Here is a 15362-nt window from a genome sequence, read left to right on the forward strand (position 1 = left end):
TTCTACAACGTCAGGGAAACCGTCTCCGTCGGTATCTTTGGTATCTGGATTTGACTGAGGATCTTTCGGATCTGTTCCTTTCTCTACTTCTTCTTTATCAGGGAAGCCGTCTTTGTCGGTGTCGACATTGTCTGGTGTTGAGTTCTTATCGTTTGGATCTGAACCTGCATCTTTTTCTACAACGTCAGGGAAACCGTCTTTGTCGGTATCTTTGGTATCTGGATTTGACTGAGGATCTTTCGGATCTGTTCCTTTCTCTACTTCTTCTTTATCAGGGAAGCCGTCTTTGTCGGTGTCATATGTTTCATCTGCTCCTATTGCGACGTATCGAGGATATCCTGTTGGAGATTTCATCCCTGCCACAAAAGGCTTTTGAGAAATTGTTACACCAGGCAAAACATCCGCTTCAAGTTCCCACTTATAAGCATTCCTTGAAATGTTTTCCCAAGAATCGAGACCATAGGCTAATAAATTTTGATTTTTCCATTGGGTAGGAATCTCTGAACCTTGGCCAGTTCCTGTTATTTTACTCCAAAATTCATCCCATCTTCCTCTGTTTTTAGGATCTAACTCTGGATTCTTAACCAACGTTCTTGTAGCACCTGGGAAACTATCTAAATTCCGATTATGAATTTGTTTCCATGGTCGTCCCCCTCCCCCCGTCACAGCATCGCTGTTATAGGTTCTGATTTTAATTGTAGATGCATCCAAACCTTTTGGCAACCAGACAGTGAGCCCAGGTCTGCTCCATCTCTCATGCTGCTCATTAAAAATCACTGTATACTTCACATGTTGTCCATTGTTCGTTATTTCAGTAGTTACCTTAACTGATTTCTTCGTTTCTTGAACCTCGGAATCAGTGTCACCAAGATAGGTTACATTTCCTAACGTTTCAAAGCTTGCAGACACTGACTCCGCACCAAGACCTAAAAATGCAAGTCCGACTAAAACCGATGCCGCGCCAAATTTAAATTTTCTGAGAGAGTAGCGAAAGGCTTTCTCTCCACCTTTTTTCTTATTTTGTATCAATTTCAACAATTATTTTTCTCCTTATGTTCTAAGTAATTCTTTCTGTGAACTCCAAGGCCAGCCAGCTTTTTTCTGACTTCAGAAAGCCTCAAGTGTAGCCGTCTGCTTCCTGGGTATCAATGATGGCAAAGACTCCTACAGGGCAAAAACCATGCTCTGGATAGTCCAAGCCTGGTAATAAGCAGAGGTACCAACGCCTGTAGATACATACCAGGTGCTCCTTCATCGCTCAAACCGCCATTATGTTGGATGACAATCCTATCGATAGCTAAACGATTGTCATCGCTATTCATGATTTCTTCGTCGACATCAGCGATAAGACCTGAAAATAAATCACCATTTATCCGTTTTGTTTTAACCTTAATCACCTCCTAGTTATCTTCCTTTAGGTGTTGAAACATTGAAATCTGCACTCTTTCCATTTCTAAAAAACCATCTACTAGCTACTCAACCACATCCGTACTGGTTAGACCATAAGCTTGTTTAACAGTCTCCGTCTAAACTGAGTTTTCTTTCAAATGCACCGAGACAAACTCAAGTTTCAAGGAAGTTCCTGTCTTTTAAGCACAAAAAACAAACCGGACCTTGAGTTGTTTTACGCTGTAAATTCCATTTTTTCATACTGCTTTCCAGTCAGGCTATTCTTTCCCTGACTATAGGTTTTCTTTTACCCCCTCGATTTTTCTTGCATTGGAGTGGAGTTTCCGCAGGCACACCCGCTTCTTTAGACTGGATGCCTTCCCACTTGATTATTTCGTCAGAGATTATCCCTTCACAGATCTTGACAAAGAATGTAAAAGGCTTGCTTTCACCTGCGTATTTATTTCTCAGTCAGACACTGGTAGAGAAACTTTTCTCGTTCTAAAAGTTGCGCTGCCTTCTGATAGGATATCCAGTGTTCCTTGCTATTATAAATACCAAGCAATCCCTCACAAAGCAACCCCATGCTTGAAAGCACAACAGAGACAAGGCGATAGTAATCGCCCGGCATGGGAATGGCACAAAAAATCGCAATCAAAAAACCGGAAACAATCTCAGCAATCTCCAAGACCTTGTAGCGTCTGCGATGCTGGAAACTTTTCCCCTGAAAGCAGGTGATTTGCTTTTCCAATCACTCTGTCATATAGACTTCTTCTGGTGTCATATAGAACTCCTCTCTGTTTTGTTTACCACTATCATAATAATACATAATAGAAAGTGAATCAACTTGTAGATTGTAAAACTAGACTTCCTGCAAAACTAGAATCCTAGTTCACGGTTGATAATGCCAGCAATCGAGTTCATTCGTAAGCCGAAGCGTTTACGATGATTTCGATAGGTTGTTGAAAACATTTTAAACGTTTTTACTTTGGCAAAGATGTTCTCAACCTTGCTTCTCTCCTTAGATAGCGCATGGTTACAGGCTTTATCTTCAGCTGTTAGCGGCTTGAGTTTGCTGGATTTACGTGGAGTTTGTGCTTGAGGATCTATCTTCATGATTCCTTGATAAGCACTGTCAGCCAAGATTTTACCAGCTTGTCCGATATTTCTGCGACTCATTTTGAACAACTTCATATCATGACAATAGTTCACAGTGATCTCCAAAGAAACAATTCTCCCTTGACTTGTGACAATCGCTTGAGCCTTCATAGCGTGGCATTTCTTTTTACCAGAATCATTCGCTAATTGTTTTTTAGGGCGATGGATTTTTACTTCCGTCGCATCAATCATTACCGTGTCCTCAGAACTGAGAGGAGTTCTTGAAATCGTAAAACCACTTTGAACAAGAGTTACTTCAACCCATTGGCTCCGACGGAGTAAGTTGCTTTCGTGGATACCAAAATCAGCCGCAATTTGTTCATAAGTTCGATATTCTCGCACATATTGAAGAGTGACCATAAGAAGGTCTTCTAGGCTTAGTTTAGGTTTTCTTCCACCTTTTGCGTGTTTAAGTTGATAAGCTGTTTTAATACAGCTAACATCTCTTTAAAAGTCGTGCGCTGAATACCAACAAGGCGCTTAAATTGTGCATCAGTTAGTTGTTCACTTGCTTCATAATCCATAGAACTATTATACCATATATTGTTTCGCAGGAAAGTCTAATATATAAATAGCAACTTACGACTATTTACCCCACTGTACCTCCTATGAAGAGTATACAGTCTAGTAGCAATTATACCACCCCCCCCCCGAATTTTGCAAGGAAAAACATTTGATTTTTTAGGTTTTGTAATTCGAATGTGATAATGTCTTTAGTAAATCGAACGTGAAAATGTCCCATTTGATAAAATAGTCGTATGAAAAGGATCCAACTGAATATGAATGAAACGAAAAAATATCTTGTGATAAAAGCTATAGACCAAGGAAAGAAAACAAAGAATCGAGCCTGTGTCGAACTGAATCTTTCTGAAAGACAAATCAATCGTCTGCTACTAGCCTATCAACAGAAAGGAAAAGAAGCCTTCAGACACGGAAACAGAAATCGAAAACCAAAACATGCAATCCCTGATGAAATCAAAATAATTGCCCTCAATCTCACCATTTTTTTTGGGACATCATCACTTTCGATTGACAGCCTCAATCCACTATAACTCTGCACATAAAAATGGAGAAGATGGCAATCCTCTTCTCCAAATATTAACTTCTTTACAAACCAACTATAGTTGACAAAGAACCTAAAATCAATTGATAACACAAGGTCAAGTCGGTCAACTCTTTCAACTGAAGCCCTGTCAATTCTTCCCATTTATCAATTTTGTATTGGAGAGAATTGCGGTGCAGATAGAGTTGCTGGGCTGTTTTTGTTAGGACAGCACTATTTTCCCAAAGGGAGAGAATGATTTCCTGAATCTGATCTTGATCCAAAATCATCTGGTGTAGACATTCCTTGATTGGCTTCAAGTCCACGAGCCTTTCTCCCATACTCCAAAGATAGAGCTGTGAAAAAGTATGAACACCTTGGTGACCCTGACGCCACCAAGTCTTAAACAAATCTCTCTCTGCTTTAATCAAGTCTGATAGGGCTTGATGTCTTGCCTGAGACCAAACCTGGCCTAACATGATAGAGAGACGAAGTCCAAAGTCATACTCAACCGCTTCAATCGTATCAGATAAGATTGAACGTACAGAGGTGTACTTATCTTGTTGCAGCACGAAAACATAATCCTGAGCTCCGACCTGAAGCACCGTCTGACAATTCGGAAAAAGAGTCCGCATCATATCTAGCCAAGAAGCCAGATTTTCCTGCTGAAAATAGGAAAGATGGCAATACACCAACTGAATCTTTTTAAAAGTTTGCGGTGCCTGACCCTTCCCCTCAATCAGATAGGAATACCAAGGATTGAGCGAACGAGCCTGCTCCTGCTGGGTCAAAAGGGAAATCAACTGCTTTTCACGCTCACTGAGCCCAGCTTTCTCCAGCAAAATCCACTGCTGAGAAGCTAAAGGGAGAGTGAGATAGCCCTCTTTCTCTACTGGTTGGTCTGAAATCTGAGCCTCAGGAAACCAGTCTTGTAGTTCTTTTGTCATCATGTCCTAGCCCTCCACTTTTTGGATGCACCACCAAATCAAGCTCTCAAGACGTTCCAGATTTTCAGTCATATGGAGATAGCCCATCACAGCTTCAAAACCTGTGGACATGCGGTAAGTCACCACATCGGCATTTTTAGCCTTTGTGTGGCTATTGGTATTGCGGCCACGTTTGTAGATTTCTTTTTCTCTTTCCGTTAGGACTTGCTCCTCTAACATGAGGGAAATCAGGCGAGCCTGAGCCTTGGCCGACACATACTTGGTCGCTTCTTGATGGAGTTTATTGGGTTTGGTCATGCCTTTGAGGATGAGGTGACGACGAATATACATGGAATAAACCGCATCTCCTTCAAAGGCTAGCGCAATCCCATTAATGAGATTGACATCAATCACGTGTCCACCTCACTCCATCCTTGGTGTCAAGGAGCTTAATTCCCTGAGCAGCCAATTGATCACGGATCTGGTCCGCTATCGCAAAGTCACGATTGGCACGCGCCTCTTGGCGTTTTTGAATCAAGTCTTCAATCTCTGCATCCAAAGCTTCCTCAACAAAGACAATTCCAAAAATTTCTAACATATCTGCAAGAGCTTGCTTGACACTTGCATCATAGTTCCCTGAGTTGATCCATTTGGCCATTTCAAAGACAACTGTGATACCGTTGGCAGCATTAAAATCTTCATCCATAGCTGCTACAAACTTATCTTTAAAGTTTTGTAACTCTTGGGCATCCACGTTTCCTGTAAATGGTTGCTCATAAGTATTCTTCAGATACTTGAGATTGGTCTCGGCATCGCGAACTGCCTTTTCCGTGAAGTTGATAGGCTTACGGTAGTGCTGGGTCGCAAAGAAGAATCGAAGTACTTGCCCATCAAGAGTTTTAAGGGCATCGTGTACCGTAATGAAGTTACCCAAGGACTTAGACATTTTGACATTGTCGATATTGACAAAGCCATTGTGCATCCAGTAGTTAGCAAAAGTCTTGCCTGTTTTAGCTTCAGACTGGGCAATTTCATTGGTGTGGTGTGGAAACTCTAGGTCAGCTCCACCACCGTGGATATCAATGGTATCACCTAAAATCTCTGTCGACATGACTGAACACTCAATATGCCAACCCGGACGTCCAGGTCCCCAAGGACTATCCCAAGAAATCTCACCTGGTTTGGAAGATTTCCATAGGGCAAAGTCTACAGGATTTTCCTTACGAGCCGTTTCTTCATCGATACGACCTGAAGCACCTAGCTCCAAATCTTCCAAGGTTTTATTAGCCAATTTGGCATAGTTATGGGATTTTTCCACACGGAAGTAAACATCCCCTTGACTCTCGTAGGCAAAGCCTTTTTCAATCAAGTCTTCCACAAAACGGATGATGTCTGCCATAAACTCCACCACACGCGGATGGCGAGTCGCAGGTTTGACGCCCAAGGCCGTCACATCCTCACGAAAGGCAGCGATGTACTTGTCCGCAACCTCCTGAGGCGTGATGCCTTCTTCCCTGGCACGGTTGATTATCTTATCATCTACATCCGTAAAATTGGAAATATAGGCAACCTCATAACCACGATACTCAAAATAGCGACGAATGGTATCAAAAGTCACCGTTGAACGGGCATTCCCCACGTGGATATAGTTGTAGACGGTTGGTCCACAAACATACATCTTGACTTTGCCGTCCTCGATTGGGACAAATTCTCGCAAATCACGAGACATGGTGTCGTAGATTTTAATCATAAAATAATAGTCAGGAAAACCAAAATCAAAGAACACTTAGTTTCATCACTAAGAGTTCAATTGAATTTCAGTCCGAATATCTCTACACTTCGGAATCCCTTACTCCTTTCTCATTCAGATAAACCACCTGAGTCTGTTTGACAAAGCCAATTTTTTCATACAAACGTTTGGCACCTACATTGCTATCCTCTACTGCAATTTGGAACTCCTTATCATTTTGCTCAATTAGTTGGTTGACAAGGGATTTTGCTAAGTAGCTTCCATAGCCTTTCCCACGTTCAGGTTCCAATATTGCTAAACCGTAGAAGTAATTCGTATTAGTCGATAAATCTACCGTGCAAGTTCCAATAACCTGACCGTCTTTTAACAAAATATACAAGCGACTTTCTGGATCCTTCAGAGCTTCAGCGACATATCTATCCACAACTTCTCTAGATTCATGTTCCTCTGAAAATGCCTGAAATTTTAACTGACTAATTTGATCCTGATACGAACTATCTGCTAACAAAACTTCAAGATTGGAAAGATTGGAAACATTTCCTAACGGATAAGGTTTTCTATCCTTACCTAACCAAGTTTCTGTCTCTTCATCCTCGACCAATCCCCAATTATTGACAAAATCAGGATGACGCTCTAGAAAAATACGCTCTGTCTGAAAAGTGACTGAACAAATAGAGAAAGAAGCTGTTTCTTTCTCAAAACTCGTAAACAAAACACGCGCAATTCCCTGACGGCGATGATCTGGATGAACCAGTATCGTCACTTCCACATCTTGATCATCTGCATAAACAGTTAAGAGACCAACAAGTTCGCCTTTTTCATAATAAAGGAAAAAGGCGGGCATGTTTGGGTCAAAATTAAGCATGTTAGAGAGATAGGGATCACGATAGGTACCGTCATAGTTTTGGCAACAGTTAATTAGTTTTTTCGCCTCAGATAACTCCTCTTGGCTTAACTTGTTTCTTGCTTGAATCATATAGGTATCCTCTACAAACCAGACGATCTATGACTGGCTTCTTTAGCCTGCTCGAGTTTATTAACATAATACTCTCGTTTTTCTTCGACTTCGTGAATGACAGGCTCATCCTTCTTACCATGAAGGCGGACAATCTTAGCCGGAATACCGACAACCGTCACATCACTAGGTACATCTGCCACGACAACTGCTGCTGCACCAACCTTGGCATTTTCACCGATTTCCACTGGTCCGATGACTTGGGCATGAGCCGATATGAGAGCTCCCTTTCGAACGGTCGGATGGCGTTTTCCAACATCCTTACCAGTTCCACCAAGAGTCACCCCGTGATAAAGAAGAACGCCTTTTTCAACGATCGCTGTTTCTCCAATCACCAAGCCTGAACCGTGGTCGATAAAGACACCTGAATCAATCTGGGCACCTGGATGAATCTCAATCTGAGTCCAAAAGCGCCAGAACTGACTGTGCATACGAGCCAGGAGTTTGAAGTCGTACTTCCAGAGAAAATGCGAGAGACGGTGGGCCGCCAAGGCCTTGACACCTGGATAAGTCAGCAAAACCTCCAAAGTGGTGCGGGCCGCTGGATCATTTTCTTTTACGATATCAATGGTTTCGCGCCACCACCCCATACATTTCTCCTTTTCTTACTCTGAATCTTTTGGTGTCTCTGTAAATTCTTTCTTAGGTTTGTGTTCCTTGTGATGACGTGGGCGGTGAGGGCGCTCAGACTTTTCACCTTTTTCATCATGCTCAGGTTTTGGCGGACGAGGTAGAAGAGCCTTCATAGAGGCATCGATACGGCCTTTTTCATCAATCTTGATAACCTTAACATCAACTTCATCCCCGATTTCTACCAAATCCTCTACACGATTGGTACGAGTCCAAGCCATCTCAGAGATATGAACAAGGGCATCTGTCTTATCAAAGAGGTTAACAAAGGCACCAAATTTCTCGATACGAACGACTTTAGCACGGTAAACTTCATCCACTTTGGCTTCACGAACCAAACCAGCAATAATTTCTTTGGCACGGTTAATAGCATCTTGGTCACTAGAGTAGATAGACACATTTCCTTCTTCGTCTATATCAATCTTAACACCTGTTTCAGCGATAATCTTGTCGATGGTTTCTCCACCCTTACCGATGACAATCTTGATCTTGTCCACATCGATCTTAATCGTATCAATTTTCGGAGCAGTTGGAGCCAATTCTGGACGGACTTCTGGAATGGTTGCTTCAATCACATCAAGGATTTCAAAACGAGCTTTCTTGGCTTGGGCAAGGGCTTCAGTCAAGATTTCTGCAGTGATCCCTTGGATCTTGATATCCATTTGAAGGGCTGTAATCCCATCACGAGTACCTGCAACCTTGAAGTCCATATCTCCAAAGTGATCTTCCAAACCTTGGATATCTGTCAAGACTGTGTAGTTATTTCCATCTGAGATAAGTCCCATAGCAATACCAGCTACTGGCGCCTTGATTGGCACACCACCAGCCATAAGGGCAAGAGTACCCGCACAGATAGAGGCTTGAGATGAAGAACCGTTTGATTCCAAGACTTCTGCTACTAGGCGGATAGCGTATGGGAATTCTTCCAAGCTTGGCAAGACTTGAGCAAGAGCACGTTCACCGAGAGCACCGTGACCGATTTCACGACGACCTGGCGCACCGTAACGACCTGTTTCCCCTACAGAATATTGAGGGAAGTTATAGTGGTGCATAAAGCGTTTCTTGTACTCTGGATCCAAACCATCAATGATTTGAGTTTCTCCCATCGGAGCCAAGGTCAAGACTGAAAGAGCCTGAGTTTGTCCACGAGTGAAGAGACCGGAGCCGTGCACACGAGGAAGGAAGTCAACAACCGCATCCAAAGGACGGATTTCATCGACCTTACGACCATCAGGACGTACCTTGTCTTCTGTAATCAAACGGCGCACTTCAGCGTGTTCCATTTGTTCCAAGATTTCAGCCACATCACGCATGATGCGGTCAAATTCTTCGTGGTCTGCATATTTTTCTTCATAAACAGCAGTCACTTGGTCTTTAACTGCTTGAGTAGCAGCTTCACGAGCCAATTTTTCTTCTACTTGAACCGCTTTTTGGAGGTCGCTGTTGTAGGCTGCGATGATTTCAGCTTGCAAGTCCGCATCCACATGAAGCAATTCTACTTCTGCTTTTTCTTTACCGACAGCAGCAACGATTTCTTCTTGGAAGGCAATCAATTCTTTGACTGCTTCGTGCCCTTTAAGAAGGGCTTCCAACATGATTTCTTCTGACAATTCTTTAGCACCAGACTCTACCATGTTGATAGCGTGTTTAGTACCAGCTACTGTCAATTCAAGAAGCGATTGCTCTGCTTGTTCTTGACTTGGGTTGATAATGATTTGGCCATCTACATAACCCACTTGGACACCAGCGATTGGACCGTCAAATGGAATATCTGAAATGGAAAGTGCCAAGGATGAACCAAACATAGCAGCCATTGGTGCAGAAGCATTTTCATCATAAGAAAGCACAGTGTTGATGACTTGGACTTCATTACGGAAACCTTCCGCAAACATAGGACGGATTGGACGGTCAATCAAACGCGCTGTCAAGGTCGCATCCGTTGAAGGACGTCCTTCACGTTTCATAAAGCCACCAGGAAACTTCCCAGCTGCATACATTTTTTCTTCGTAGTTGACTTGAAGAGGGAAGAAATCCCCAGTTGCCATTTTCTTAGACATAACGGCAGCAGTCAAGACAGTTGACTCACCGTAACGCACGACAACTGCGCCATTTGCTTGCTTAGCAACCTGACCAGTCTCTACAATTAACTCACGACCCGCAAAAGTCGTTTGAAACACTTGTTTTGTCATTTTAATCCCCTTTGGATTGATGAAATTATACGCCTTGCCTACAAAAATCAAGATACTAAGCCGTTAAGCAACTCAAAGGAAAATAGGAAATCGAACGACGGAGCGAATGCTCCTAGGTAGATTTATCTTTTTCCACAGAGTTGTAGGCGTGTTCAATTACTCAAGATACCAAGGACGTCAAGCAACTCAAAGGAAAATAGGAAATCGAACGACGGAGCGAATGCTCCTAGGTAGATTTATCTTTTTCCACAGAGTTGTAGGCGTGTTCAATTACACAAGATATTTTGGACGGTTCGGCTTGCCGAACATTTCTGTAGAAAAATAGGAAGGTGACGCCGCACTCGATGAGTGCTAGGAAGCTTATCTTTTTTCCTAAGGAATGAGGCCAAAATTCAATTAAGTATCTTTTTGATATTTCCCTGGAATAGTGCGGACGGGAGCTAAAATTATCCAGTGGATGATTTTAGAAATCCAACGGAATTTCAATGGTAATTTTTAATTACTTCGCCTTTTTATTTCTATACTCAGGCTAAAATAGTTTCCCGAACTATTTTACTCTCAAAAATCCTGCCTTAGATAATAATATTGTTATCATCTAAGATACCACGATAGCGTGAAATATCTTTTAAATACTCACTCCGTTCGTGTTTTTTGAGACACACATTATCAGATTTTGCTTAAAAAATAATCAACTTTAAACAAACTTCTACAACCTAAATACCCTCATCTTTGTATCAAGTACGTACAAAGTCTATTTTATCATATTTTTCTTAAAAAGTGCGGTCTTTACCATTAAAAAGGAACCATTCCCCTCACTTGAGAAGAATGGTTTTCTTTTTATTATCCTAGAGACTGATGATTAAACAAGGCATGTGTTGCTTGGTGGATGTATTTTGCTGTATCCGCATTGTTCATAGTGTAGAGATGCACACCGGCAACATCCTGAGTTACCAAGTCCACGATTTGGTCCACTGCATAGGCAAGTCCTGCTGCTCTGAGCGACTCAGGGTCATGCTCATACTTGTCTAAGATGGATTTAAATTTGCGTGGAAGATGGATATTCTCACAAGTCTTCAAGAGGCGGAGAGCCTGATTTCGATTCAAAATTGGCATAATCCCTGCATGAATGGGAACATCAATCCCAGACAAGATGCACTTGTCTTGGAAATCATAGAAGCGCTCATTATCAAAGAAAAGCTGGGTTACGAGGCTCGAACAACCTGCATCCACTTTCTTCTTGAGATTTTGAATATCTAAAATCTGATTTGGCGAATCTGGGTGCCCTTCTGGATAGCAAGCACCAACAATATCAAAGTGAGGAGCTTGTTCCTTGATGAACTCAATTAAGTCCGTTGCATAGCGGAAATCCTTTTGCGGCTCCACATCTGGAATAATATCCCCACGAAGAGCCAAGATTTTCTGCACCCCAACCTTGTCCAAGTCCGCAATGGTTTCAGCCACCTTGTCCTTAGTCAAATAGATGGCTGGCAAGTGGGCAATGGTCGGAATCGCCAAGTCATTTTGGATAAAATCAGCCAAACGGACCGTCGTTTCCTTGATATTAAATTTATTATTGCTGGCAGTTACACTGATAAAGTGGGGAGTCAACTCCTGCATATCTTGAAGGGCAGAAATAATGTTATCATTACCCACGGCTGGGTTGGGAGGGAACACTTCAAATGAGAGTGACGGTGTTTGGCGTGACATAGTCATTATCCTTTTCTAGTTAATTTTTTTCGTTAGCTGGATTCCTAGAATCCAAGTGAAACAGGCAGATTGACCAAACAGCGCTTCTTGAGAAATCTAATCTTACAATTTCTCACGCGCAGCTTTCGCTGCTTCAACAAGGCGGATCAAGCTTTCTTTTGTTTCTGGAATACCACGTGTTTTCAAACCACAGTCAGGGTTGATCCAAACTTTCTTGCTTGGCACTTTAGCAAGGATGGCTTCGATTGTATTGTCGATTTCGCCTTCATTTGGCACACGAGGTGAGTGGATATCGTAAACCCCAGGTCCCACTTCTGTTTGGAAGTTTTTCGCTTTGAGTTCGTCCAAGATTTCAAGGTTTGAACGGCTAGCTTCAAAGGAAATAACGTCTGCATCCATGTTATCGATAGCTGGGATGATATCTGTAAATTCTGAGTAACACATGTGAGTGTGGATTTGTGTGTCTGGCGCTACTGTTGAGTGTACCAAGCGGAAGGCAGGAATTGCCCAGTCAAGGTAGTCTTCGTACCAGTCGCTACGACGAAGTGGCAATTTTTCACGAAGAGCAGCCTCGTCGATTTGGATGATTTTCACACCAGCAGCTTCAAGGTCAAGTACTTCATCCTTGATAGCAAGGGCGATTTGAAGAGTAGAATCCTTGATAGAGATGTCTTCACGTGGGAATGACCAGTTGAGGATGGTAACAGGTCCAGTCAACATACCCTTAACAGGTTTGTTTGTACGGCTTTGTGCATAGCTAGACCATTTAACAGTGATAGGGTTAAGACGAGTGACATCACCCCAGATGATTGGTGGTTTCACCCCACGCATACCATATGATTGTACCCAACCGTTTTTAGAGAAGAGGTAACCTGACAAGTTTTGACCGAAGTACTCAACCATGTCATTACGCTCAAATTCACCGTGAACAAGGACATCAAAGTCGATATCTTCTTGCCATTTGATCCATTCATCGATCGTTTCAGCAAGGAAAGCGTCGTACTCTTCTTGAGACAATTCACCTTTACGGTAAGCCAAACGTTTGGCACGAACTTCTTTTGTTTGAGGGAATGAACCGATAGTTGTTGTTGGAAGAGCTGGAAGTTTGAAAGCTTCTTCTTGGATAGCTTCACGTTCTGCAAAGGCTGGCAAACGAGTGTAGTCTGCGTCCGTCAATCCAGCGATACGAGCACGAAGTTCCGCATTTTCACCCACACGCTCAGTCGCAAAAAGTTCTTTGTTGGCGGCAAGTGCTTCTTCACCTTGACCATTGCGGATAGCGTCCAAATCACGGATTTCATCCAATTTTTCAACTGCAAAGGCAAAGTGGTTCAAGATAGCTGGTTCAAATTCTTCGTTAGCTGTTGTAAATGGCACATGAAGAAGTGAGCATGAGCTTGTCAAAACGATGTTTTCAGCTGGGATTTGCTCAAGAACAGCCAAGCTCTTTTCGTAGTTGTTGCGCCAGATGTTTTTACCATTGACAATACCTGCATAGAGAGTCTTGTCAGCTGGGAAGCCACCTTTAACGAGTTCAAGAGTTTTCTTACCTTCAACAAAGTCAAGACCGATAGCATCTACTGGCAAGTTTACAAGGTCAGCGTATACGTCACGAACATCACCGAAATAAGTTTGAAGCAAGACTTCAAGACCTTTTTTGTCAGCCAAGAGTTTGTTGTAAAGGTTCAAGAAGAGAGCTTTTTCTTCAGCTGTCAAGTCTTTTACAAGAGCCGCTTCATCCAATTGGATGCGAGTTGCACCAAGTTCAGCCAATTTAGCAAAAACTTCTTGGTAAGTAGCCACTAAGCTATCTACGAAGTCGTCTGCTTTCACGCCTTCTTCAAAGTCTGACAATTGAAGGAAAGTGAATGGACCTACAAGAACTGGACGAGTGTTCAATCCAAGTTCTTTTGCTTCTTGGAACTCATCGAAAATCTTGTGACCTGCAAGTTTGACTTGAGTTTCTTTTTCAAACTTAGGAACGATGTAGTGGTAGTTGGTGTTGAACCATTTTTTCATTGGAAGGGCGCGAACGTCCCCTTTTTCTCCTTGATAACCACGTCCCAAAGCGAAGTAGCGCTCAAGGTCAGACAAGTCCAAGTTTTGAACTGAAGCAGGTACCACGTTGAAAAGGAAAGCTGCATCTAGGAAGTTGTCATAGTGAGAAAAGTCATTTGATGGGATTTCAGTGATGCCTTTTTCTTTGACGATGTTCCAGTGTTTAGCACGCAAGTCTTTTGCGGCTGCCAAGAGTTCTTCTTCTGTGATTTCTTTTCTAAAGTATTTTTCAGTTGTAAATTTTAATTCGCGGAATTCGCCCAAACGAGGGAAACCGATGATTGTAGTTGACATGATGTGTCCTCCAAAATTTGTTGTTGAAACTATCTTAACAGAAAAGAAATCATCTGTATAATTGTAAAAAATTAGGCTTTGATATAGTTTGAAACTATATATCTGTTTTAAACAAAAGAAAAAGACCTGAGACAAATGCCTCAAATCCTTTGTATAGCGTGTTTTATAGCTTTATTTCAGTTATGCTCTTCAAACGCTTTATTAGTAATTCTTATAAGTGACTATGGCTTGTTATTAGAAAAGACTATAATACTCTTCGAAAATCTCTTCAAACCGCGTCAACGTCGCCTTGCCTTAGACATATGGTTACTNNATTTTCATTGAGTATGAGTCTACTCTAATCAACTCTTTTCCTGTTCGAGTGGGACGACTACTAGTGTCTTTCCTAAACTGGCTAGGACTTTTAAGACTGTGTCCAACTGAGGACTAGTCTTGCCTGTTTCCATCCTAGCTATGACAGGCTGGCTTACTCCACTAAGTTCTTCTAGCTTTTTCTGACTGATTCCTTGCTCATGCCTGGCTTCAATCAGCTCACTCATGATAGCCACTCGCATATCACTTTCAAGGATTTCCTCCTTGGTAAAGAGTTGAGATCGGACATCCTTCCAATTACTCCCAATAGCACTATTCTTCATCTCTTAACCCTCTTTCTTTTACGTCTATGTATTTTTTGAAAAAATGAGCGAATTATAATTCGATAGATTGACCAGCGGATTTAAAATTGGTGCTAGCTTGTTTCTTAAGCGCTTTTCCTTTTCTAGGGTAAAGCAGATCCTGCTTGCTTAACCCCAATTTTACATGATGAATCCAATAGTAAATGGTTGAAATTCCCACGTTAACCCCTTTAGCCATCACCATCATTTCAGGCGAAAATTTTTGGTTATGATAGTGGAGAATCTTTTCCTTTAGTTCCTTGGTCAAGCTTGATTTTTTGACCGAGCGCTTGCGATTATTTTCATAAGACTGTTGAGCATAGTCGGCAGAATAAACCTCTTTGAAGCGCCCTTTTCCAAGACATTTTCGGACTGTCCCACGCTTGATTTCAGTATAGATAGTTTGAGGAGCTTTTCCAAGTAGAGAGGCAATTTCTCTATTTGATTTTCCCTTTTTCCATCGTTCGATTAAGCGACGACTATCGATTGTCAAATGTTTGCCTTTTGTAGTATAATTGTCTTGCATCTCCGTGACTTTTAATCATTTCAAT

The 15362-nt window shown here is 42.1% G+C and carries 12 protein-coding genes and 3 pseudogenes; 1 reads left to right on the forward strand and 14 read right to left on the reverse strand.

Features of this window, described 5'->3' with window-relative positions:
* The 4 genes and pseudogenes from HT691_RS00005 to HT691_RS00020 form a co-directional block, all read right to left on the reverse strand.
* Positions 1–1038, reverse strand: a 1038-nt coding sequence (locus HT691_RS00005; protein ID WP_172925212.1) for a YSIRK-type signal peptide-containing protein, incomplete at its 3' end; no start/stop codon positions are given.
* A 79-nt stretch (positions 1039–1117) separates the two neighbouring features.
* The gene (locus HT691_RS00010) at positions 1118–1255 is read right to left on the reverse strand and encodes a hypothetical protein (RefSeq protein ID WP_153300005.1); all 138 of its coding nucleotides are present in this window, start codon (positions 1253–1255) and stop codon (positions 1118–1120) included.
* Between the two features lie 407 nt (positions 1256–1662).
* Positions 1663–2140 (reverse strand): annotated as a pseudogene (locus HT691_RS00015) (DUF4231 domain-containing protein).
* 128 nt (positions 2141–2268) lie between these two features.
* Positions 2269–3071, reverse strand: a protein-coding gene (locus HT691_RS00020) for an IS5 family transposase (protein ID WP_172925213.1) whose coding sequence is annotated in 2 segments (ribosomal slippage) — positions 2269–2978 and positions 2978–3071 — 804 coding nt in all. Because the reading frame shifts where the segments join, the coding sequence is not laid out codon by codon here.
* Positions 3072–3326: 255 nt separating this feature from the next.
* Here HT691_RS00020 and HT691_RS00025 point away from each other — a divergent pair.
* Positions 3327–3512 (forward strand): annotated as a pseudogene (locus tag HT691_RS00025) (helix-turn-helix domain-containing protein); the annotation flags it as partial.
* A 142-nt stretch (positions 3513–3654) separates the two neighbouring features.
* Here HT691_RS00025 and HT691_RS00030 read toward each other — a convergent pair.
* From HT691_RS00030 to HT691_RS00075, 10 genes and pseudogenes are all read right to left on the reverse strand, one after another.
* Positions 3655–4539, reverse strand: a complete 885-nt coding sequence (locus HT691_RS00030; protein ID WP_000988345.1) for a PucR family transcriptional regulator — start codon at positions 4537–4539, stop codon at positions 3655–3657.
* A 3-nt stretch (positions 4540–4542) separates the two neighbouring features.
* Complete coding sequence (locus HT691_RS00035; protein WP_000567930.1) at positions 4543–4929, reverse strand: Mini-ribonuclease 3; 387 nt, start codon at positions 4927–4929, stop codon at positions 4543–4545.
* The gene (gene cysS / locus HT691_RS00040; protein ID WP_166727951.1) at positions 4922–6265 is read right to left on the reverse strand and encodes a cysteine--tRNA ligase; all 1344 of its coding nucleotides are present in this window, start codon (positions 6263–6265) and stop codon (positions 4922–4924) included. Before cysS ends, HT691_RS00035 begins: the two co-directional genes overlap by 8 nt.
* Before the next feature lie 82 nt (positions 6266–6347).
* Entirely contained in the window at positions 6348–7241 is an 894-nt protein-coding gene (locus HT691_RS00045; RefSeq protein ID WP_023933242.1) for a GNAT family N-acetyltransferase, read from the reverse strand.
* Positions 7242–7252: 11 nt separating this feature from the next.
* Complete coding sequence (gene cysE / locus HT691_RS00050; RefSeq protein ID WP_023933244.1) at positions 7253–7870, reverse strand: serine O-acetyltransferase; 618 nt, start codon at positions 7868–7870, stop codon at positions 7253–7255.
* Between the two features lie 15 nt (positions 7871–7885).
* On the reverse strand, positions 7886–10099 hold the full coding sequence (pnp, locus tag HT691_RS00055) for a polyribonucleotide nucleotidyltransferase (protein ID WP_023933246.1): 2214 nt from the start codon (positions 10097–10099) through the stop codon (positions 7886–7888).
* Positions 10100–10939: 840 nt separating this feature from the next.
* Positions 10940–11806 (reverse strand): methylenetetrahydrofolate reductase [NAD(P)H], encoded by an 867-nt coding sequence (metF, locus tag HT691_RS00060; protein WP_172925214.1) that lies wholly within the window; start codon positions 11804–11806, stop codon positions 10940–10942.
* 102 nt (positions 11807–11908) lie between these two features.
* On the reverse strand, positions 11909–14158 hold the full coding sequence (gene metE, locus HT691_RS00065) for a 5-methyltetrahydropteroyltriglutamate--homocysteine S-methyltransferase (RefSeq protein ID WP_023933250.1): 2250 nt from the start codon (positions 14156–14158) through the stop codon (positions 11909–11911).
* Positions 14159–14499: 341 nt separating this feature from the next.
* The gene (locus HT691_RS00070) at positions 14500–14793 is read right to left on the reverse strand and encodes a helix-turn-helix transcriptional regulator (RefSeq protein ID WP_023933252.1); all 294 of its coding nucleotides are present in this window, start codon (positions 14791–14793) and stop codon (positions 14500–14502) included.
* A 58-nt stretch (positions 14794–14851) separates the two neighbouring features.
* A pseudogene (locus tag HT691_RS00075) lies at positions 14852–15337 on the reverse strand (IS30 family transposase); the annotation flags it as partial.
* Between the last annotated feature and the right edge of the window lie 25 nt (positions 15338–15362).

Origin of the sequence: Streptococcus sp. 477 (genome assembly GCF_013277295.1) — a bacterium.
Classification (GTDB): domain Bacteria; phylum Bacillota; class Bacilli; order Lactobacillales; family Streptococcaceae; genus Streptococcus; species Streptococcus pseudopneumoniae.